This window comes from Streptomyces sp. NPDC005811 (genome assembly GCF_040630405.1).
Classification (GTDB): Bacteria; Actinomycetota; Actinomycetes; order Streptomycetales; family Streptomycetaceae; genus Streptomyces.
The window spans coordinates 1-20215 of the sequence record NZ_JBEXXK010000086.1 but is presented as its reverse complement, the minus strand read 5'-3'; the positions used below and the strand labels follow the sequence as shown (position 1 = coordinate 20215).

General features: G+C 72.9%; 15 protein-coding genes. 11 read left to right on the top strand and 4 right to left on the bottom strand.

The window, feature by feature from the left end; genetic code table 11:
- Positions 1-50: 50 nt before the first annotated feature.
- The 9 genes from ABZ490_RS48990 (at position 51) to ABZ490_RS48950 (ending at position 11589) form a co-directional block, all read left to right on the top strand.
- A complete protein-coding gene (locus ABZ490_RS48990) occupies positions 51-1109 on the top strand; it encodes a beta-ketoacyl-ACP synthase III (RefSeq protein WP_359006422.1) in 1059 nt (352 codons plus the stop codon).
- Positions 1110-1173: 64 nt separating this feature from the next.
- Positions 1174-2382 (top strand): cytochrome P450, encoded by a 1209-nt coding sequence (locus ABZ490_RS48985; RefSeq protein WP_359006419.1) that lies wholly within the window; start codon positions 1174-1176, stop codon positions 2380-2382.
- Positions 2383-2499: 117 nt separating this feature from the next.
- On the top strand, positions 2500-5268 hold the full coding sequence (locus ABZ490_RS48980) for a phosphoenolpyruvate synthase (RefSeq protein WP_359006416.1): 2769 nt from the start codon (positions 2500-2502) through the stop codon (positions 5266-5268).
- Complete coding sequence (locus ABZ490_RS48975) at positions 5265-6917, top strand: nucleotidyltransferase domain-containing protein (RefSeq protein ID WP_359006413.1); 1653 nt, start codon at positions 5265-5267, stop codon at positions 6915-6917. The genes ABZ490_RS48980 and ABZ490_RS48975 overlap by 4 nt, the downstream gene beginning before the upstream one ends.
- Before the next feature lie 34 nt (positions 6918-6951).
- Entirely contained in the window at positions 6952-8043 is a 1092-nt protein-coding gene (locus ABZ490_RS48970) for an SDR family oxidoreductase (RefSeq protein ID WP_359006410.1), read from the top strand.
- A complete protein-coding gene (locus ABZ490_RS48965; RefSeq protein WP_359006407.1) occupies positions 8040-8984 on the top strand; it encodes a nucleoside-diphosphate kinase in 945 nt (314 codons plus the stop codon). Before ABZ490_RS48970 ends, ABZ490_RS48965 begins: the two co-directional genes overlap by 4 nt.
- Positions 8985-8997: 13 nt before the next feature.
- Positions 8998-9981, top strand: a complete 984-nt coding sequence (locus ABZ490_RS48960; protein WP_359006404.1) for a ScbA/BarX family gamma-butyrolactone biosynthesis protein — start codon at positions 8998-9000, stop codon at positions 9979-9981.
- Positions 9982-10039: 58 nt separating this feature from the next.
- A complete protein-coding gene (locus ABZ490_RS48955) occupies positions 10040-10939 on the top strand; it encodes a hypothetical protein (protein ID WP_359006401.1) in 900 nt (299 codons plus the stop codon).
- Positions 10936-11589, top strand: coding sequence for a nitroreductase family protein (locus tag ABZ490_RS48950; RefSeq protein ID WP_359006398.1), 654 nt, complete (start codon positions 10936-10938; stop codon positions 11587-11589). The genes ABZ490_RS48955 and ABZ490_RS48950 overlap by 4 nt, the downstream gene beginning before the upstream one ends.
- Positions 11590-11679: 90 nt before the next feature.
- Here the strand turns inward: ABZ490_RS48950 and ABZ490_RS48945 are convergent, their stop codons facing one another.
- A complete protein-coding gene (locus ABZ490_RS48945; RefSeq protein ID WP_359006395.1) occupies positions 11680-12864 on the bottom strand; it encodes an ABC transporter permease in 1185 nt (394 codons plus the stop codon).
- Positions 12861-13778 (bottom strand): ABC transporter ATP-binding protein, encoded by a 918-nt coding sequence (locus tag ABZ490_RS48940; protein WP_359006424.1) that lies wholly within the window; start codon positions 13776-13778, stop codon positions 12861-12863. Before ABZ490_RS48940 ends, ABZ490_RS48945 begins: the two co-directional genes overlap by 4 nt.
- Positions 13779-14175: 397 nt before the next feature.
- Here ABZ490_RS48940 and ABZ490_RS48935 point away from each other — a divergent pair, with 397 nt between their 5' ends.
- Positions 14176-15762, top strand: a complete 1587-nt coding sequence (locus ABZ490_RS48935) for a glycosyltransferase family 39 protein (protein ID WP_359006392.1) — start codon at positions 14176-14178, stop codon at positions 15760-15762.
- Between the two features lie 78 nt (positions 15763-15840).
- On the opposite strand, the gene ABZ490_RS48930 is transcribed toward ABZ490_RS48935, so the two are convergent.
- Together ABZ490_RS48930 and ABZ490_RS48925 are read right to left on the bottom strand one after the other, a co-directional pair.
- Entirely contained in the window at positions 15841-17055 is a 1215-nt protein-coding gene (locus tag ABZ490_RS48930; RefSeq protein ID WP_359006390.1) for a cytochrome P450, read from the bottom strand.
- A gap of 42 nt (positions 17056-17097) precedes the next feature.
- On the bottom strand, positions 17098-18306 hold the full coding sequence (locus ABZ490_RS48925) for a cytochrome P450 (RefSeq protein ID WP_359006387.1): 1209 nt from the start codon (positions 18304-18306) through the stop codon (positions 17098-17100).
- 356 nt (positions 18307-18662) lie between these two features.
- On the opposite strand from ABZ490_RS48925, the gene ABZ490_RS48920 reads away from it, so the two are divergent.
- Positions 18663-20215, top strand: a 1553-nt coding sequence (locus ABZ490_RS48920) for a beta-ketoacyl synthase N-terminal-like domain-containing protein (RefSeq protein ID WP_359006384.1), incomplete at its 3' end; no start/stop codon positions are given.

Sequence of the window (20215 nt, the reverse complement as noted above, 5' to 3'; positions counted from 1 at the left end):
CGCCTCTCGGTCCCGCTGCGGCCATCGGGCTGTGAAAGGAGCTGGAGGCCATGGAACGAGCGGCAGTCGTCGCCGGACTCGGGGGCTGGGTTCCCCCCACCGTCGTCACCAACGACCAACTGGCGGGGGTCCTCGACACCAGCGACGAGTGGATCCGGCGCCGTACCGGCATCCGGGAGCGCCGCTGGGTCTCGCCGGGGCAGTCCACCGGCGACCTGGCCGTGGAGGCCGGGCGGAGGGCGCTGTCGTCCGCCGGGCTGGAGGACGTGGACGCGGTGGTCCTCGCCACCAGTTCCCCGGACCGGCACTGTCCCGCGACCGCGCCCGAGGTGGCCACCCGGCTGGGACTGGGGCCCGTCCCCGCGTTCGACGTGGCGGCGGTGTGCACCGGTTTCGTGTACGCCCTCGCGACGGGCGCCGGGATGGTCGCGCTGGGCGCCGCCCGCAGCGTCCTGGTCATCGGCGCGGACGCGTTCTCCACGCTCCTCGCCCCGGACGACCGCTCGACCCGGGTGATCTTCGGGGACGGCGGTGGCGCGGTGGTGCTGCGCGCCGGATCGCCCACCGAACCCGGTGCGCTGACCGGGCTGAACCTCGGCAGCGACGGCAGCCTCAGCGATCTGATCGAGGTGCCGGCCGGCGGCTCCCGGCAGCGCTCCACGGGACTGCCGGCCAAGACGGAGGACACCTACTTCACCATGCAGGGGCAGGCCGTCTACGCGCAGGCGGTGCGGCGGATGGCGGAGTCGGTGAAGCAGACCGCCCGGCGGACCGGCTGGGACCCGGCGGAGATCGACTGCTTCGTGCTGCACCAGGCCAACGCCCGGATCCTGGAAGCGGTCGCCCGGCGGCTCGGCCTGCCGCCGGAGCGGTTCCTGTCCAACATCGAGGTGCGCGGCAACACGGTCGCCGCCTCGATTCCCCTGGCCCTGGCCGACGGGGTCGCCTCCGGTGCGCTGCGCCCCGGGCACAAGGTGGTGCTGGCCGGCTTCGGCGGCGGCCTCACCTGGGGGTCGACGGCCCTGGTCTGGCCCCATCTGGCCGTTCCCGCGACGGCGTCGCCGGAACCCGCGGCCGCCTCCGCCGGGACCGACCCGGGCGCGCCCTGACCGCAGGGCCGCCGCGCGACACCCGAAGCCCCTCAACCAGGTCACCAGGTCACCAGGAGGAACGTTGGACGCGCAGTCGCTCGTCGCCCAGCTGCTGACGCCGGAGGGACGCGCCGACCCCTACCCGCTGTACGAGCGCGCCCTCGAACTGGGCCCCGCTGCGCCGGCCGGGGACGGTCTCCTGCTGGTCAGCGGTTACGAAGCCTGCCGCCAGGCGCTGCGCAGTCCGGCGCTGGGCGCCGACATCAACCTGGTGACCTGGGGCGCCGACCTCGCCGCGCATCCCTCGCTGGCCCTGCTGAGCCGGACTCTGTTCGTCGCCAACCCGCCCGACCACGGGCGGTTGCGGTCGTCGATGTCCCAGGTGTTCACCGCCCGGAGAGTGGCGGCCATGGAAGCCGGGATCGCGGGCATCACCGACGCCCTGCTCGACACCCTCGCGAAGGCCGGCTCCGCACCGGTGGACTTCATGGACGCCTTCGCCTTCCCCCTGCCGGCCCATGCCATCTGCGATCTGCTCGGAGTCCCCGTCGAGGACCGGCAGCGCTTCCGGGGGTACGCCGCGGATCTGAGCGCCACCCTGGAACTGCTCGCCGATCCGTCCGGCCTGGAGGCCGCCGACCGCGCGGCGCTGGAGCTGCACCGGTACTTCACCGAGCTGGCCGACCGGCGACGGGCCGACCCGCGCGACGACCTGGTGAGCACCATGGTCCGGGCACGCGACGAGGGAGCCCTGCGGGACGACGAGGAACTCGTCGCGAACCTCGCCAGTCTGCTGCTGGCCGGTTTCGAGACCACCACCTACCTCCTCGGCAACGGTCTGCAGGTGCTGTTCGAGCACCCCGAGGTCATGGCCGGCCTGCGCGACGGAACCGTTCCGGTGCAGAACTTCGTCGAAGAGGTGCTGCGCCACGACTCGCCGTTGCAGGTGAGCAACCGGGCCGTGCTGACCGAAGGCGTCTCCGTCGGGGGCGTGCCGGTGCCGGCGGGCAGCCATGTGGTGCTCCTCCTGGGCGCCGCCAACCGCGATCCCGCCCGCTACGAGCACCCGGACCGCTTCGACCCCCACCGCCAGGACATCCAGCCGCTCAGCTTCGGCGGCGGAGCGCACCACTGCCTCGGCGCCATGCTGGCCCGGCTGGAGGCGGCCATCGCCTTCAGCCGGCTGCTGGCGCGCTTCCCCGCCCTGCGCCCGGCCCCCGGGGACGGTCCGGCCCGCCGTGACCGGCTCGTCCTGCGCGGCCACCAGAGCCTGCCCGTCGTCCTGACCTGAACCCGACGACCGGCGTTTTTCAGCGAAGTTGCCACGGCACCCGACTCGAAGGGTTTCGTCCGGTCCCGCCGTGAGACTTCCGGTGAGGTCGAGCGCAAGCCATGCGGAGGAATCACGTTGTCGCTCACCACGGAATCCGAACACCAGTCCCTCGGTGTTCTGTCGCCCTCCAGCGAGGAGTCCCTGATCGCCCGGTGCGCGGGCGGAAAGGGCAGAAACCTGCACGCCCTGACCGCGGCCGGCTTCCAGGTGCCGGAGTGGTCGGTGATCGGCCTCGACGTCTTCGCCGGCTTCTCCCGCAGCAGCGGCCTCGACGAGCATCTGGCCCGGCTGCTCGCCGACGGCTGGGACACCACGGCAGGGCGGGTCGCCGCCGAGATCGCCGCCCTCGTCGAGGCGACCCCCCTCGACGAGCGCACCGCGTCGGCCATCGCCCTCGCCTACCGTCAGGTTGGTGGCGGACTGGTGGCGGTCCGCTCGTCCGGCCTGGAGGAGGACGGCACCGAGCACTCCTTCGCCGGGCAGTTCGACAGCTACCTCAACGTCAGCGGCCTCGACGAGGTCACCGCCCACGTCCGCCGGTGCTGGGCCTCCGGATTCTCCGAGCGCTCCCTGCACTACCGGGCGCAACGCGGGCTGGCCCCCGGCACCGCGGGCGTCGCCGTCGTCGTCCAGCGCATGGTGCCCGCGGAGCGCAGCGGCGTGCTGTTCACCGCCGATCCGACGGCCGGCCGCACCGACCGCCATGTGGTCAGCGCCGTCCACGGGCTGGGGGAGGGGCTGGTCTCCGGCGCGGTCGACGCCGACACCGTCGTCCTCGACGCCACCACCGGCGAACCGCTGAGTACGACGATCGGCGACAAGCGGGAGCGCTACGACGCCGGCGCCGGACCGGGCTGCCGGGTCTCGCCCGTCGCCGACGAGGACCGCGAGGCGCTGTCCCTGACCGTCGGCGACCTGGCCCAGCTGCACGCGGCCGGGGTCCGCGCGACCGCGTACTACGGCGCCCCGCAGGACATCGAATGGGCCATCGCCGACGGCACCCTGTGGCTCCTGCAGAGCCGCCCCGTCACCACCCTCGGCCGCGACCCCGGCACCTCGCCGGAACCCGAGGGGGAGCTGCGGATCTGGGACAACTCCAACATCATCGAAAGCTTCAGCGGCGTCGTCTCCCCGCTCACCTACAGCTTCGCCGCCGACACCTACGCCAAGGTGTACGAGAGCTACGCCCGCGCGCTCGGCGTCCGCGGCGAGCAGCTGCGCGAGGTCCAGGAGTGGACCCCGCACCTGCTCGGCTACATCCACGGACGGGTCTACTACAACCTGTACCACTGGTACCGCATGGTGCGCCTGGCGCCGCTGTACCCGCTCAACCGCCGTGTCCTGGAGAAGTCGCTGGGCGTCGCGGAGAGCATCTCCGACGAGACCGCCGACGCACTGCACCCCTTCATCCCCCGGACCGGACTGCGCGGCCGCCTCTCACGGCTGGCCCGGACGGCCGTGTTCGCCCGGCGCTTCCTGACCATCGGCAAGTCCGTGGAGACCTTCCACCGCGACTTCTACCGGGCGTACGAGGTCTTCAACGACGTCGACTACGACGCGCTGCCCGGCGACGAGACCCATCGCCGCTTCCGTCGGCTCCAGAGGGAACTCATCGAGAAGTGGGGCCCCATGCAGGCCCTGGACGCCACGATCCTGCTCTCCGTCGGTCTGCTGGCCCTGCTCACCCGTCGCTGGCTGCCCGACGCCCCCGAGTGGTTCACCTGGGCCGCGGCCGCTCCCGGCGGCGACGTCGAATCCGCCGAACCCGCCTGGGCGCTGACCGAGCTGGCCGCGCGGGTGCGGGCCGACGACGCCGCGCGGCACCTGCTGGAGCACACCCCCGAGGAGGAGGCCTACGAGGCGCTCGTCAAGGCCGGGCACACCGGCATCGTGGCCGCCGTCGACGCCTACGTCGCCCGCTACGGCTACCGCAGCCCCGACGAACTCAAGCTCGAGGTCCCCGACCTGTACGAGAACCCGGCCGGACTGTTCACCCTGCTGCGCGACGCCCTGCCCGAGACGCGGGACGGCGGCGCGGGCGAGCACCACGGCGAGGCCGACGCGTACCTCGACCGGCATCTGCGCGGCCCCCGCCGCTGGGTGTACGAGCGGGTGCGGCACAAGGCACGCGCCGCGCTCACCGACCGCGAACGGCTCAGGTTCTGCCGCACCCGCGCCTTCGGCGCCGCCAAACGCATGCTGCGCGCCCTGGGCCGCGACCTCGCCCGCACCGGTGCCCTCACCGCCTGGGACGACGTGTTCATGCTGCGTCTGGAGGAGGTACGGGGCGCCTACGAAGGCATGATCGGCCACACCGAACTGAAGGAACTGGCGGCGCTGCGACGGGCCCGGCTCGCCGCGGACGCCGAACTGCACGCCCCGGCCCGCTTCACCACCCGAGGCGCCCCGTACTGGTCGGGCAACCTGGAACGGGCCGGCTGGAGCAGCGGACCCGCCGCCCGCAGCGGCGCCCGCGAACTGCACGGCACCCCCTGCTGCCCCGGAGTCGTCGAAGGCCCCGCCGTGGTCACCGACACCCCCCGTGACATCGGCGGCGGCATCCTGCTCGCCTACCGCACCGACCCCGGCTGGGTGGCCGCGCTGCCCTCGGCCGCCGCCCTGGTCATCGAACGCGGCAGCCCGCTCACCCATGTCGCCGTCGTGGCCCGGGAACTGGGGATCCCGACGGTGGTGCAGGTCAGGAACGCCACCACCGAGATCCGCACCGGCACCCTCCTGCGCGTCGACGGCGCCGCCGGGACGGTCACCGTACTCGCCGATCCGCCCGACGGCGGCGCGGCCGCCGAGACCCCGCACACCCCCAGGACGGAGACCCATCCGTGATCCTCACCGAGGACCAGTTGCAGGACCTGCTCGACAAGTCGCTCGCCGAACTGCCGCGGGGCGCCGGCTGGGCCGTCGTGCTCGAAGGGTCCATCGCGGAGGGCTTCGGCAACCCCTCCTCCGACATCGACTTCCTGCTCATCGCCCGGTCCGAGGACGACCTGCCCACCATGCCGTCGCTGCTCTTCGTCGACGGCCGCAGGGTGGAGATCCGCACCCGGTCGGTCCGTCAGATCGCCGACCAGTTCCAGGCCCTGCACGAGGGCGCCCGGCGACCGGGCCGGCTCTCCGAAGACCTGCTCAACCGCTGCCAGCGGCTGCTGCACAGCCACCCGCTGCGCGGCCACGCCCTGGTCGACGAGGTCAAGGCGATGCTGCCGGCGGAGCGGTTCGCCGCGATCGCCGCCGACTGGTGGGCGCACCGGGCCCGGCAGTCCCTGCGGCACGCGATGGCGCTGCTCTGCCTCGGCGAGAGCGACGAGGCGGTCGACTGGACCCGCGCCGGACTCGTCCAGACCGTCAAGTCGTGGGCGGCCGGACACGGCGAGACCTACCTCGAACCCAAGTGGCTGTCCATGCAGCTCGACCGCGCCGACCGGCCCGACGTCGCCGACCGCTACTGGGAACTGGAGGCCGCCGCCCCCGAAGCCGGCGACGCCCACGCGGCCAGGGCGCACCTGACCGCCTGCCTCGCCTTCGCCGGTCGACTCGGCCTCACCGGCGTTCCCCACCGACCCGAGCGCCTCACCGTCGAACGCGTCGCGGGGGTGACCACCTGGCAGACCGACGAGCGGGTGCACGTCGTGCGCGGCCGGCGCGAGGTGTTCGCCCTCGGCGAGCGCGCCGGGGCGGTCTGGCGCTCCCTCGTCCTGGGCCGGCCGCTGCCCGCGGTCCTGGCGGCGGCCTCGGACACCGGCGTCGCCGAACCCGGCCCGCTGCTCGCCGCGTTCGTGCGCTACGGGCTGATCCGGCTGGCCTGGAAGGGCGGCGGCACCGTCACCCCGGCGCTGCCGCTCGCCGCGCCCCCCGGCCCCGTCACCCCGCCGCCGTCGACCGCGCAGCCGCTGCTGTCGGTGCGCGGCGCGGCCGTCGGCGGCCCCGACGCCATCGACCTCGTGCCGCTGCCCGCCGAGCGGTTCGCCGCGGCCACGATGGCCCTGGTGTGGTCCAACGTCGTCGTCGAGAACGCCATCGAGGACCTGACCGGGGCCCTCCAGCGAGGACAGTGGCGGGTCGCCGAACTCACCGCCCGCCGCGCCGTGCACGCCGCGCTGCGCGGCCTGTTCAGCGCGTACGGCGTCAACCCGCTGCCCGCCGACTCCGACCTGGTCCGCCGTATCGACCTGCTGCCACCCGCCACCCGGCCGATCGGCACCCGCGCCCGGCAACTCCTGAGCCGCACCGTCGACTCGGCGCAGCGCGGCGACGCCCTCCTCACCGAGGTGCGCGACTACGTCGCCCAGGTGCGGGGCACGGCGGGCGCCGACGCCTTCCCCCTCTCCTTCGACTCGGCGGACACCTGGCGGGCCACGCTGGAGCTCGGCTACGACTGGCTGCGCATCGGCGCCTACCTCGACGCGGAACTGCCCCTCGAGGAAGCCCGCGACCTGCTCGCCAGCAACGGCGCCCAGCCCCACCAGGCCGCTTGAGCCCCGCCCCCGACACTTCCCGGAGGACCGATCGATGGCCGACACGATGACGGTGCTGGTGACCGGCGCCAGCGGTTTCGTGGGCGCGGAGGTGACCGCCCGGCTCACCGGCGCGGGCCACACCGTGCTCACCCTGCTGCACAGCAACGGCGGCATCGTCCGCAACAGCGGGCGCAGCGTCACTCCCGGTCCCGGCACGCTCACCCGGATCACCGGTGACGTCACCCGCCCCGGCCTCGGGCTCACCGAGGACGACCGGCGGCTCGTCGCGACCGCCGACCGGATCGTGCACTGCGCCGCCGTCACCGACTTCGGACTGCCCGAGGAGCGGTACGAGAGCGTCAACGTGGCCGGCACCCGGCACGTCCTGGACCTCGCCCTGGCCCACCGCACCCCGCTGGTGCACGTCAGCACGGCCTATGTGTGCGGGGAGCGCGACGGGGTGGCACGGGAGGACGAACTCGACGTCGGCCAGCAGCCCGGCAACGGCTACGAGAGGAGCAAACTGGCCGCGGAGACCCTGGTCCGCAAGGCCGCCGCGGAGGGCCTGCCGGTGGCCGTGGTGCGCCCCAGCATCGTCACCGGCGCAGCCCGCACCGGCCGCTCCCGCGACTTCAAGACCATCTACCCCGTGCTCAAGATCATCACCAGGGGTCTGGTGCGCACCGTACCGGGCCACTACGACGCCGCCCTGGACCTCGTGCCGGTCGACCACGTCGCCGACCTGGTGACGGAGGCCACCACCCGCTTCGAGGGCGCCGAGGGCCTCACCCTGCACGCGGTCGGCCAGCTGCTGACCCTGCGGGACTTCTCCGACGTCCTCGCCGAGTACCCGTCGTTCCAGGTGGCGAGGTTCGTGCCGCCGTCCGCGTTCTCCCCGTCGGCCCTGCCCGACCGCGAACGCCCCTACTACGACCGTGTCATCTCCCTCTACGACACCTACTTCCGGCGCCGTATCCGCTTCGACGACAGCCGCGCCGCCGCCTTCAGCGGCCGTCCGGCCTACGCGGGCGGACGCCCCTACCTGCGCCGCCTCCTCGACCACTGCCTGAAGGTCGGCTACCTCGGCGCGCCCCCGCCCCGGGATGCGGCCGCCGCCCCGACGGACGGGAGCACCGCACGATGACCCACCCCGACCACCCCGAGCCGGCGCACGGCATCCGCGTCTCGCCCCTGCTGACCTGCCACCCCGAGAAACAGCGGCTCTACGGCGCGGACACCTACTACCAGGAGAGCTACGAACAGCTCGCCGCCCTCACCGACGACGCCACCGGCTTCGCCCATCGTCACGCCGCGCTGCTGCTGAAGCCCGACGCCGTGGTGGCCCGCAGGCTGGACGCGGCCGTGGAGTGGCTGGCCGAGCAGGACTTCCGGATCGTCGGCGCCGCGACCACCCGGCTGACCCGGACCATGATCCGCTCCCTGTGGTACTTCCAGTGGAACCTCGCCACCCCCCACCGCAGGCGGCTCGCCGCGCTGTTCCTGGAGGACGCGGACGCCCTCGTCCTCCTCGTCCGCCCCGGGCGCGACAGCGACATCCCGGCCTCGGTCCGCCTCACCCAGCTGAAGGGGCCCACCGACCCCGAGGCCCGGGTGGCCGGCCAGCTCCGTCACCTGCTGGGCCGCTACAGCTACCTGCTCAACCTCGTGCACACCCCCGACGAACCCGCCGACGTGCTGCGCGAGCTGGCCGTGCACTTCGACCACGCCGAGCGGGACCGCCTCTTCCGCTCCGCGCTCGCGGACGAGGACCGGACCGGCCACGCGCTGGACCTGGCCGACGAACTGTACGCGCACACCAAGCCGCGCGACCTCGACTTCGAGCCCGCCGTCGAACGTCTGCGCGCCGCGCTCTCCGGCCGACCCGGCCTCGACCTCGCCGCCACCCCGCGTCAACTCCTGGAACACGCCTGGGAGCACGGCCTCGACATCGATCCGTGGGACACGGTCGTCGTCGGATCCAAGGTGCTCCCCATGCGGCAGCCCGGTCGCGCGCCGGTGCTGGACGGGGCCGGCGTCGACCAGTGGCGCCGCCACCTGGACGCCGTCCGCGGCGCCCTGAAATGAACGAGGAGCCGCCATGCAGTTCGCCCGGACACTCCCGAAGGAGCTGGTGCACCGGGCAGCGATCGCCGAGGTCTTCCTGACCGACGCGGAGCGCCTCGGCGAGGACGAGATGCGGCTGGCCGCACAGCTTCCCCGCCTCCACCCCTTCTACGACGACGTCCTCGGCCCCCGCACGCATCACGATCCGCTGCTGGTGCTGGAGGCCTGCCGCCAGGGCATCTTCGTGGTGGCCCACCGCTACCTCGACGTACCCCTCGGCCACAAGTTCCTGTTGCGGACGGTCGAGTACGAGGTGCCCGAGCCCGCCGCCCTGGTCTGCGACGACACCCCCACGGAAGCGGTCATCGGCGTCCGCGTCGAGCACCGGATCCGCGACCGGAGCGGGGTGACCGGGCTGCGGCTGCGGTTCACCGCGACGATCGGCGCCCGTGCGGCACTGCTCGCCCGCATCGGGTACTCGTGGATGCCACCGCAGGTGTGGAGCCGCCTGCGGGCCGGGCAGCGGCACGCCCTCGGCCTGTCCGACCGTCCTGTCGCACTGCCCGGACGACCCCTGGACCCGGGCCGGGTCGGCCGCCGCAACCGGGCCAACGCGGTGATCACACCACCGCACACCGCCCACGACGGCGTCCGCTCGGCCCGCCTGGTCGCCGAGACCACACACCCGACCCTCTACGACCACTGGGTCGACCACGTTCCCGGCATGCTGGAACTGGAGGCCTTCCGCCAACTGGCCCTGACCGCCGCCGTGGTCGACGGCGCGGTGCGCGCGCCCACGGCGCTGCCCGTCCGCCTGCGGGTCCGGTTCCGCCGCTTCGCGGAGATGGACCTCCCCCTGGAGTGCCGGACCGCTCCGGTGGTGCCGGGAGCCGACATCGAGTGCACCCTGCGCCAGGCCGGCGCCCTGGTCGCCGACGCCCGCATCGGGTTCGCCGACCGCGACCCGGCCGTCCCGGCAGGCGTCCTGGCGTGCCCCGCGGCCCACGCCCGTGTCTGAGCCGCCCGCCACGACGCGGGACACCGGATACCGGACCCGAGACAGAGGACACCCCGCAGTGAGCACCGTCGCCGTGCCCCGTATCCCCGGCCGGCTGGGCCGGTTCGTGCTGCGCATGTTCCGGCCCCACATCTACGCCACCTACGGCCTGCTGTGGGTGCTCGCCCTGGAGGGCTCCGCCGTGTCGCTGACCGGTACGGCCTGGCGGCCCACCGGGGCCACCGGGGTCCGGGTCGTCAGTGTCGTCCTCGCGCTGCTGTTCCTGCGGATGCTGGACGAGCAGAAGGACTTGGCGTACGACCGTGTCCACCACCCGGACCGGCCGCTGGTCACCGGCGCGATCACCGTCGCCGAGCTGCGCGGTGCGATGGCCGCCCTCACCGCGGTGGCGGTGGGCCTGAACGCGGCGCTGTCCACGACGGCCGTCCTGCTGATCCTGGCCGCTCTCGGCTACGGCCTGTTCCTCGCCGCCCTGGAACGCCTCTCCGCGGCGGTGCGCGACCGGCAGCTGCTCAACCTCGCCGTCACCTACCCGGTGCAGGTGCTGCTCGGCGTCTACGTGTACGGGTCCCTGGCCGCCGCCGGGACCGTCACCGCCGACGGGCGCGGGGCGTTGCTGCTCGGCCTGTGCGCCTGTGTGTTCCTGCACTTCGAGTTCGCCCGCAAGACCGCATGGGAGGCGGAGCCCGGCGCCCGCCTGTACTCGGCCGACCTCGGCCCCCGGCGCAGCGCGGCGGTCACCGCCGCCCTCGCGGCCGGGGCGGTCGCCTGCCAGGTCGTCCTGTTCGCCCCGGACGGCGTGCCCGGGCTGCTGCCCTGTCTGACGGCGGTCCTGCCGGCCTGGGGCGCCCGACGGTTCCTGACCGCCCGCCGCGGCGGCTGGCCCCTGCTCACCGCGATGGGCTTCGTCGTGACGACGTACCTCGCCCTGGCCGTCCGGGCGGTGCTGCTGCCGTGACCGATCCGCCGCCCCTGTCGGGTGAGGAACTGCTGACCACGACCCGTTCCGTACGGCGCGGCCTGGACCTGGAGCGCCCGGTGGACCCGGAACTGGTCAAGGACTGCCTGCGCATCGCCCTGCAGGCCCCCAACGGCAACAACCGCCAGCGATGGCACTGGCTGATGCTCACCGATCCGCGGATCCGCGCCGCCGTGGCCGAGGTCTACCGGACCGCCTTCGACGAACGCAACGGCGCCGCCCTGCGCCGGCTGGACGAGCAGCCCGAGGGAACCCGCTCCGTGCTCACCGGCGCCCGACTGCTGGCCGAGCGGCTGCACCGGGTGCCCGTCCTGGTCATCCCCTGCCTCGACGTGGCCGACGGCCGGCTGCCCGAGGGCAACCAGGCCGGATTCTGGGGTTCGCTGCTGCCGGCCGCCTGGAACTACGCGCTGGCCGCCCGCAGCCGGGGCCTGGTCACCGCCTGGACGGCCGTCCATCTGGACCGTGAGCGGGAGGTCGCCGAGCTGCTGGGCCTGCCGCCCACCGTCCGCCAGGGAGCCCTGCTGCCGACGGCGTATCCGCTGCGCACCACGTTCCGGCCGGGGCCGCGGCGACCGCTCGAAGAAGTCCTGCACCACGACGGATGGCAGGGCGGCGACCGCGACTGACCCCGTCCCGAGACACACGTCCGGGCCCTCTGCCGCATGGGTGCGGCAGAGGGCCCGGACGTCGTCCGTCAGCGTCGGCTCAGCCCCGGCTCATCCTTCGTTCCACTTGAAGAACCGCAGCGTCACCGCGGTCACCACGGCGGCGAAACCCAGCATGCCGCCCATCGTGGGCAGCACGTCGAGGACACCGCCGTCCCGGCTGAGCACCGACTCGCCGCCCTCCACGAGATAGTGCAACGGCATCACGTACGAGACCGCCCGCACCCACTCCGGGGCGCTGTCCAGCGAGAAGAACGATCCGGACAGCAGCGACATCGGCAGCACCAGCAGCTGGGCCAGACCGCCCGCGGCCTCCTCGGTCTTGGTGACCGAGCCGATGAGCAGGCCCAGCGACATCAGCGCCAGCGTCCCGCACACCACCAACGGCACCACCAGCCACCAGTTGCCGGTCAGCTGGAGACCGAAGTACGGCAGGGTCGCCACCGCCAGGAACAGGGCTGTCTGCGTCAGCGCCATGAGCATGGTCATGGAGATACGGGCGGCCACCACCTCCCAGGGGCGGATCGGCGACAGCTGCATCCGCTGGAGGATCTTCTTGCGGCGCAGCGTCACCAGTGTCAGGGCGGTGCTGAACACCGAGCTGGTGGCCACGGCGAAGCCCAGCAGACCGGGGGTCAGGTACTGGATGGGCTTGACCGAGTCGTCCTCGACCTGACTGGCCTTCAGCGTGTACTTGGCGGTCATCCCGGTCGCGGCCAGGTTCGCCTGCTCCAGCACCGCGTTCAGCGTCGCCCGGGCCGAAGCCCCCTTGACCGAGTCGGCCAGGCTGTAGCGCAGCACGACGGTGTCACCGTCCTGCTCGATCAGCGCGTCGTAGTCCCCCTTGCGCACCTTCTCCAGCGCCGCCGACTCGCTGTCGACCTTGGTGATCGTGGCCGCCTTGGACAGCTGGTCCCGCTGATCCCCGGTGAGCGAGTCGAGCACCTGCACCCGGCCGACCTGGGCCACCTTGATGTGCGAGGTCCCGTCGCTCTTGAACAACGAGCCGAACAACATCAGGAACAGGATGGGGAAGATCATCAGGAAGAAGATCGTGCCCTTGTCCCGCAGGACGCTGAGGATCATCGCCCGGGCCAGCTCGCGGATCGGGTTCAGCCGTCTGTCCTTGACAGGGCCCTTGCGGCCCGGACCGGCCTCGACCACGGCCTTCTCCCGCTCCGCCGAGGCCTGCGCGGCCGTCCCGGGGGAACGGGAGGACGTCTCGTCGATGCTCACGCGCGGTACTCCCGTCCGGTCAGCTGGAGGAAGACGTCCTCCAGGGTGGCGCCGCGCACCTGAAGGCTGCGCAGTGCCCGGTGGTCGGCCAGGATCGACAGCACCGGCCCGGGGGAGTGCGTGGCGATCGACAGCGTGATCCCGTCGTCCTCCACCGCCGCGTTCTCCACTCCGGCCGACACCAGCCGATCACGCAGGGCGTCGGCCTTGATCAGCCCGGACTCCACGCTCACCCGCACCATGTCGTCGAGTTCGCGGATCAGGGCCGCCGGCGCGCCCGTCTTGAGCACCCTGCCCTTCTCCATCACCGACACCCGGTCGCAGAGCAGCTCGGCCTCGTCCAGGTAGTGCGTGGTGAGGACCAGGGTGCGGCCCTCCTCGTTGACGTCCCGCAGCAGGTCCCACAGATTGCGGCGGGCCTGCGGGTCCAGACCGGCGGTGGGCTCGTCCAGGAAGACGATCTCCGGGTCGTGCACCAGACCGCAGGCGATCGACAGCCGCTGCGCCTGGCCGCCGGAGAGCTTGTCGGCCGGTACGGCGCCGAACTCGGTGAGGCCGACCCGCTCCAGCATCGCGTCGGCCTGCCGGACACCGACCCGGTAGAAGGACGCGAACAGGCAGATGGTCTCGCGTGTGGTGAGCTTGTCGAAGAACGACGACGCCTGGAACTGCACGCCGATGCGGCTCAGCAGCCGGGGATTGCGCGGCCAGGGGCTCTCGCCGAACAGCTCGATCCGCCCCTCGTCGGGCTCGCGGACACCCTCCAGAATCTCCAGGGTGGTCGTCTTCCCCGCGCCGTTGGGACCCAGGATGCCGTAGAACTCGCCCGCCTCGATGTGCAGCGAGACTCCGTCGACGGCCTGGATGTCCCCGTACCGCTTGCGGACGCCGTCCGCGACGATCGCCGCCGTCATGACGCGCACGCCCTGACCGTGCGGGGCCGCGATCCGGTCCCGCCGCACATGAACTGAAGGTCCATCACTCGACTGTCGTCTCTCCGTGATCGGTTGAGGGATCGGCCGGGCCGGGGGGAGTGACAGGGCGCCGCGAAAGCGTCCACCGCAGGTCGGCCGGGCAGGGGCCCGAACCGCGACACGAGCGGACGGGGCCGTCGGGCGGTTCGGAGTCTCCACACCAGCACAGCCGCGACAGCCGGGGCCACCGAGGGCGCCGAAGACTAGGGAATCGCCCCTACTCCCGGGCCGGTAAAGGGGAACACCCCGTTCCGGAGTGGGCGGCCGACCGTAGGTTCGACGCGCAGGGCACCGCGGTGCCCTCCACCGCGAACCCGACAGGATCGAGGAAGCGACGATGCCCCCCACAGCCCGGGACCAGGCCACCCACCGCGACGGCGGGTACCGGCCTCCCGGCGCCACCCCCCGTACCCGTCCCCCCGCCGTACCGTCGGCGGCCGTTCCTCCCCCACCCCTGGCCCTGCTGCCCGTGTGCCTCGTGGCCTGCGCCACCGCGGCCCTGCTGCTCCTCACCGCGGACCGGTTCGGCTACTTCAGCGACGAGCTGTACTTCCTCGCCGCGGGCCGCAGCCCCGCCTGGGGGTACGCCGACCAGCCCCCGCTGCTGCCCCTGCTGACGCACGCCCTCGACACCGTGTCCCCCGGCTCGCTCGTGGCGCTGCGCGCGCCGGCCGCGGTCCTCACCGCGTTCGGGGTGCTGACGGCCGCCCTCACCGCCCGGGAGCTGGGCGGCCGACGGGCGGCCCAGGTCGCCACCGCCGGTGCGTACGCCGTCTCGCCGGTCATGCTCCAGATGGGCCATCTGCTCATCACCGCCACCCTGGACATCTTCCTGACCACGTTCGGCGTCTGGCTTCTGGTGCGCTGGGTCCGCACCCGGCGCGACCGGCTGCTGCCCCTGCTCGGCCTGACCGCCGCGGTCTCCCTCCAGGTCAAGTTCCTCAGCGTCGGCCTCTGGGCCGTGCTGCTCGTGGCCCTGCTCCTCGCCGGGCCCCGGGACCTGCTGCGCCGCCCGCTGCTGTGGGTGTCGGCTGCGGGCGCCCTGCTGACCGCCGTACCGGGGCTGCTGTGGCAGGCCCGCGCCGGCTGGCCGCAACTGGCGATGACCGGGGTCATCGCCCAGGAGGTCGCCACCGAGGAGGGCGGCCGGGCCATGTTCCTCCCCACGGTCCTCTCGGCCGCCGGACTGGCCGGAGCGGTCCTCCTGTGCTGCGGGCTGGGATGGCTGCTGATCGCCCGCCGGGCCCGCCCCCACCGGTTCCTCGCGCTGACCTTCGCCGGACTGTGCGCCTGCTACCTCGTCGTCCACGGACGGCCCTACTACGTCGCCGGGCTGTTCGCCGTCCTGTGGGCGGCGGGCGCCACCGGGATGCAGGAACTGCGCGCCACCCGCCCACGCCTGTGGTCGACAGCCGTGGTCTACCTGGCGTCGGCGGCCCTGGCGGTGCAGGTGCTGCCGCTCTACCCGGTCCAGCGGCTCTCCCGGACCTCCGCCGACCGGCTGGCGATGGAAACCGTCGGCTGGCCCGACCTGGCCGCCTCGGTGGCCCGGGTCCACCGCGGGCTCCCCGCAGACCTGCGCCGCCGGGCCCTGCTGATCACCGACCGGTACGACCAGGCGGGCGCCCTGGACCGGTTCGGCCCGCGGCTCGGTCTGCCGCGACCGTACAGCGGCCACCGCGGCTACTGGTACCTGCGCCGGCCGTCCGACGACACCGCGACCGTGGTCTTCGTCGGCGCGGACGCCCGCTATCTGCGGCAGTTCTTCACCAGCGTGCGCAGGCGCGGCACGGTCACCAACGCGGACCGGGTGCACAACCTCAACTGGGGCACCCCGATATGGGTCTGCCAGGGCCTGCGCCGGCCCTGGCCCACGACATGGCCCCGGATGTCCCACCTGAGCGCCTCTTCGGTGACGCCCTAGTCCCGGCGCCGCGCACCGGGACGACACCGCGGGCCGCCCCTGTCGGGGACGGCCCGCGGCTCGGACACGGGGTGCGGTCTACCCCCAGGTGACGGGAAGCGCGTACACGCCGTAGTGCATCGCCTTGTCGCGCAGCGGGATCTCCTGCGGATCGGCCGCCAGCCGCAGGTCCGGGAAGCGGTCGAAGAGCTTCTGGAAGCCGATGCGCAGGGTCGCCCGGGCCAGATGCTGCCCCAGGCACTGGTGGATGCCGAAGCCGAACGCCAGATGCCGCCGGGACGGCCGGGTGACGTCGAAGACCTCCGGGTTCTCGAACTGCTCCGGATCCCGGTTGGCGGCCGGCAGGGACAGCACCACCGTCTGCCCGGCCTCGATGTTCTTGCCGCCGACCTCCACGTCCTCCAGCGCCACCCGGCTCGCGCCCATGTGGGAGATCGTCAGATAGCGCAGCAGCTCCTCCACCGCCCGCTCCATCAGCTCCGGCTGCTTGCGGACCTTCTCCAGCTGCTCGGGATGCTCCAGCAGCGCGAACGTGCCGAGACCCAGCATGTTCGGAGTGGTGTCCAGCGCGCCGCCGATGGTGATCCAGGCGATGTTCGCCAGTTCCTCCTCGGTCAGCTCACCCGTCTTGACCAGCTTCCCGAGCAGCTTGTCGTTGGGCTCGGCGAACAGGTCCTTGACGACACGGGCCAGCGTCTGGTCCAGCGCCGTGTTGTGTTCGATGAACTCCTCGAGCGTGTAGTCGATCCGCATGATCGCCGAGAAGTGCCGGTCGAGCTCGGCGATGTCCTCCTCGGGCACACCCATCACCGAGTGCACCGATCGGTGCACGACCTTCTGCACGAACTCCGGCAGCAGATCCACCGGCGGCTGCAGGGCGGCCATCTCGTCGAGCACGTCGTCGATGATCCCGGCCAGCGTCGGCTCGTACTCCTGGATCTTGCGGACCGTGAAGAAGCCCGTCAGCAGCCGCCGGTAGCGGGTGTGGTCGGGGGCGTCCATCCGGACGAAGGAACCCGGTCCCGACGGCTGCGGCTCGTACTTCTCCACCTCGAACGGCGGTGACGCCACCAGCGCCAGCAGCTCCGCGCGGTGACTGAACCGGGGGTCGGTCATGATGGCCCGCACATGGTCGTGCCGGGTGACCAGCCAGCCGTCGTCGCGGCCCGGCGCGATGTCGAAGGTGACCGGGCTGATCGGCTCCTCCTCGCGCAGCCGGCGGTACTCCGGATCGGGGTCGAAGGGGCAGGTGCGGTCGGTCGGTATCACAGGTGGTTTCGGCTCGTAGGCCATGAGTCCTCCGTCTGGTGGTGTGCGTCCGCCCGGGTGCGCCGCTCAGGCCCGGCGGACCGTGAGGGGCAGCCGCCGGAGACCGAAGACGTTGACCCGGTTGTCGAAGTAGGACAGCGGCGCGTCGCGGTCGACCCGGATGTCGGCGTAGCGGTCGAGCATCAGGTTGAGCGCGATCTGACCCTCCATACGGGCCAGCGGCGCGCCCAGGCAGTAGTGGATGCCGTGCCCGAAGGCGAGCTGTCTGGCGTTGGAGCGGCCCGGCAGGAAACGGTCCGGGTCGGGGAAGACCCGCTCGTCGCGGTTGGCCGACAGCAGCCAGAGGTACACCATCGCGTTCTCCGGGAGCTTCTCCCCGGCGATCTCCACGGGAGCCGTCGGCACCCGTTCGATCTTGAGGAAGGGCGGCCGGCAGCGCAGCACCTCCTCGGTGAACGGCGCGATCCTCGCCCGGTCGCCGCGCAGCTCGGACTGCAGACCCTCTTCCAGATCGAGCGTCAGCAGCATGTTGCCGAGCAGTACGGCGGTGGTGACATGGCCGGCGAGCAGCAGCAGCGCGGCGAAGCTCACCACGTCGTCGTCGTTCAGGCTCTCCCCGTCGACCTCGGCCCGTACCAGCAGGCTCATCAGGTCGTCGTACTCTCGCGCCCGCCGCTCGGCGACATGCCGACGCAGATAGGCGTCCAGCTCCTGCACGGTCCGGCCCATGACCTCGGCGCCCTCGGGCGTCTCCCAGTCCACGGTCAGCAGGTTGTCGGCCCACACCTGGAACAGCGGGCGGTCCGACGCGGGGACGCCGAGCAGGGAGGAGATCACGATGACCGGCAGCGGGTTGGCGAACGCCTCGATCAGGTCGAAGCGGTCGCCGCCGTCGAGGCCGTCGAGCAGCTCGGTGGCCACCTCGGTGATCCGCGGGGTCAGCTCGTTGATCATCTTCGCGGTGAAGACCTTGCTCACCAGCCGGCGCAGCTTGCCGTGCCGCGGCGGGTCCAGCAACAGCAGTGTGCCGCCCGGCGGTTGCCGTTCGCCGCCCGACAGCCGGGTCACCGTGTCCGAGGAGAAGCCCGCCGGGTCGGCGGTGATCCGCTGGACGTCCTCGTGACGGAAGACGTGGTAGCGGCCCGCCGGATCGAGCCACACCGGCCGCTCGTCGCGCATCCGCCGCAGCCAGGCCAGCAGGGTCGCACCACCGTCGAGACCCACCTCGGGCGGCGCGGCCACCTCGGGGCCGACAGGAGCGGGCACGGCAGTCATCAAGAACCCCTCTCGTAGGGCGGACCGCACGGGAGGCGGGCCGGGAGCGGCCTCAGCGCAGCACGCCGGGCGAAACGAAGGCCAGGAAAGCCGCGCAACTCTAGGGATTTGCCGGTGCCGCCCGCCGCCGGGCCGGTGCCGTGGGCAACTAGGGGATTTTTCAGAGTCGGAGGTCAAGCGGCCGTGGACCGCCCGGGCGCCCCCAGACTTGGCCGCGTTCGAGGTGTTCGAGGAGCCATGCCCAGAGCGTGGGTGTCCGAGCCTGAGGAGATACCGGTGTTGTCTACCGATCCGAGCGCAGCGGGCCTGCCACCGCTCTCCGTCGTGGTGTGCGACCCGGGTCTGGGGGCCGAGCTGTGAGCGAAGACCGCCTGCGCGACTACCTGAAGCGGGTCACCGCCGACCTGCACCGCACCACCGGCCGCCTGCGCGAGCTGGAGGCCAAGGACCGCGAGCCCATCGCGATCGTCTCCATGGCCTGCCGTTACCCGGGCGACGTACGCGGCCCCGAGGACCTGTGGCGACTGGTCGCCGACGGCACCGACGCCATCACGCCCTTCCCGGAGGACCGCGGCTGGGACGTCCCGTCCCTCTACCACCCCGACCCCGAGCACCCGGGCACCTGCTACACCCGCGAGGGCGGCTTCCTGCACGACGCCGCGGACTTCGACCCCGACTTCTTCGGCATGTCGCCCCGCGAGGCCCTCGGCACCGACCCGCAGCAGCGCCTGCTGCTGCAGATCTCCTGGGAGGCGCTGGAGCGGGCCGGACTCGACCCCGCCGCCCTGCGCGGCAGCCCCACCGGCGTCTTCGTCGGGGTCATGTACAACGACTACGGTTCCCGCTTCGACGTGCCCCCGCCCGGCCTCGAAGGCTTCATCGGCAACGGCAGCGCGGGCAGCATCGCCTCCGGGCGGGTCGCCTACACCCTGGGCCTGGAGGGCCCGGCCATCACCGTCGACACGGCCTGCTCCTCCTCCCTGGTCGCGCTGCATCTGGCCTGCCGGGCCCTGCGGGCCGACGAATGCTCGCTGGCCCTGGCGGGCGGCGTCGCCGTGATGTCCACCCCGGTCACCTTCACCGAGTTCAGCCGGCAGCGCGGGCTCTCCCCCGACGGCCGCTGCAAGTCCTTCGCGGACGCGGCGGACGGCACCGGGTGGGGCGAGGGCGCGGGCCTGGTGCTGCTGGAGCGGCTGTCGGACGCGCGGCGCAACGGGCACCGGGTGCTGGCCGTGATCCGCGGCAGCGCCGTCAACCAGGACGGCGCCAGCAGCGGTCTGACGGCGCCGAACGGTCCCTCGCAGCAGCGGGTGATCCGGGCGGCGCTGGCGAGCGCGGGCCTGTCGGCCGCCGACGTGGACGCGGTGGAGGCCCACGGCACCGGCACCACCCTCGGTGACCCGATCGAGGCCCAGGCGCTGCTCGCCACCTACGGCCGCGACCGTGAACACCCGCTCCGGCTCGGCTCGCTGAAGTCCAACATCGGGCACACCCAGGCCGCCGCCGGGGTCGGCGGCGTGATCAAGATGGTCATGGCCATGCAGCACGGCCTGCTCCCGCGCACGCTGCACGTCGACGCCCCCTCCCACCATGTCGACTGGTCGGCGGGCCGGATCGACCTGCTGGCCGAGGCCCGGCCGTGGCCACGGACGGAAGACGACCGGCCGCGACGCGCCGGCGTCTCCGCCTTCGGCGTCAGCGGCACCAACGCGCACGTGGTGCTGGAGGAGGCCGGGCCGGCCGAGGAGCCCACACGGTCCGGTGAGGGTGCTGGCGAGGGCGGCGTGGTGCTGTGGCCGCTGTCGGCGCGGGGCGAGGGGGCGCTGCGGGCGCAGGCGGCGCGGCTGCTGGATCGTGGGGACGGTTCCGCCGTCGATGTGGGGTGGTCGCTGGCGGTGACGCGGTCGGT

What these genes read in the sequence shown, in the direction of transcription:
- ABZ490_RS48990 (WP_359006422.1), top strand. Translation starts at nt 51, where the DNA reads ATGGAACGAGCGGCAGTCGTCGCCGGACTCGGGGGCTGGGTTCCCCCC.
- ABZ490_RS48970 (WP_359006410.1), top strand. Translation starts at nt 6,952, where the DNA reads ATGGCCGACACGATGACGGTGCTGGTGACCGGCGCCAGCGGTTTCGTG.
- ABZ490_RS48965 (WP_359006407.1), top strand. Translation starts at nt 8,040, where the DNA reads ATGACCCACCCCGACCACCCCGAGCCGGCGCACGGCATCCGCGTCTCG.
- ABZ490_RS48960 (WP_359006404.1), top strand. Translation starts at nt 8,998, where the DNA reads ATGCAGTTCGCCCGGACACTCCCGAAGGAGCTGGTGCACCGGGCAGCG.
- ABZ490_RS48940 (WP_359006424.1), bottom strand. Translation starts at nt 13,778, where the DNA reads ATGACGGCGGCGATCGTCGCGGACGGCGTCCGCAAGCGGTACGGGGAC.
- ABZ490_RS48935 (WP_359006392.1), top strand. Translation starts at nt 14,176, where the DNA reads ATGCCCCCCACAGCCCGGGACCAGGCCACCCACCGCGACGGCGGGTAC.
- ABZ490_RS48930 (WP_359006390.1), bottom strand. Translation starts at nt 17,055, where the DNA reads ATGGCCTACGAGCCGAAACCACCTGTGATACCGACCGACCGCACCTGC.
- ABZ490_RS48925 (WP_359006387.1), bottom strand. Translation starts at nt 18,306, where the DNA reads ATGACTGCCGTGCCCGCTCCTGTCGGCCCCGAGGTGGCCGCGCCGCCC.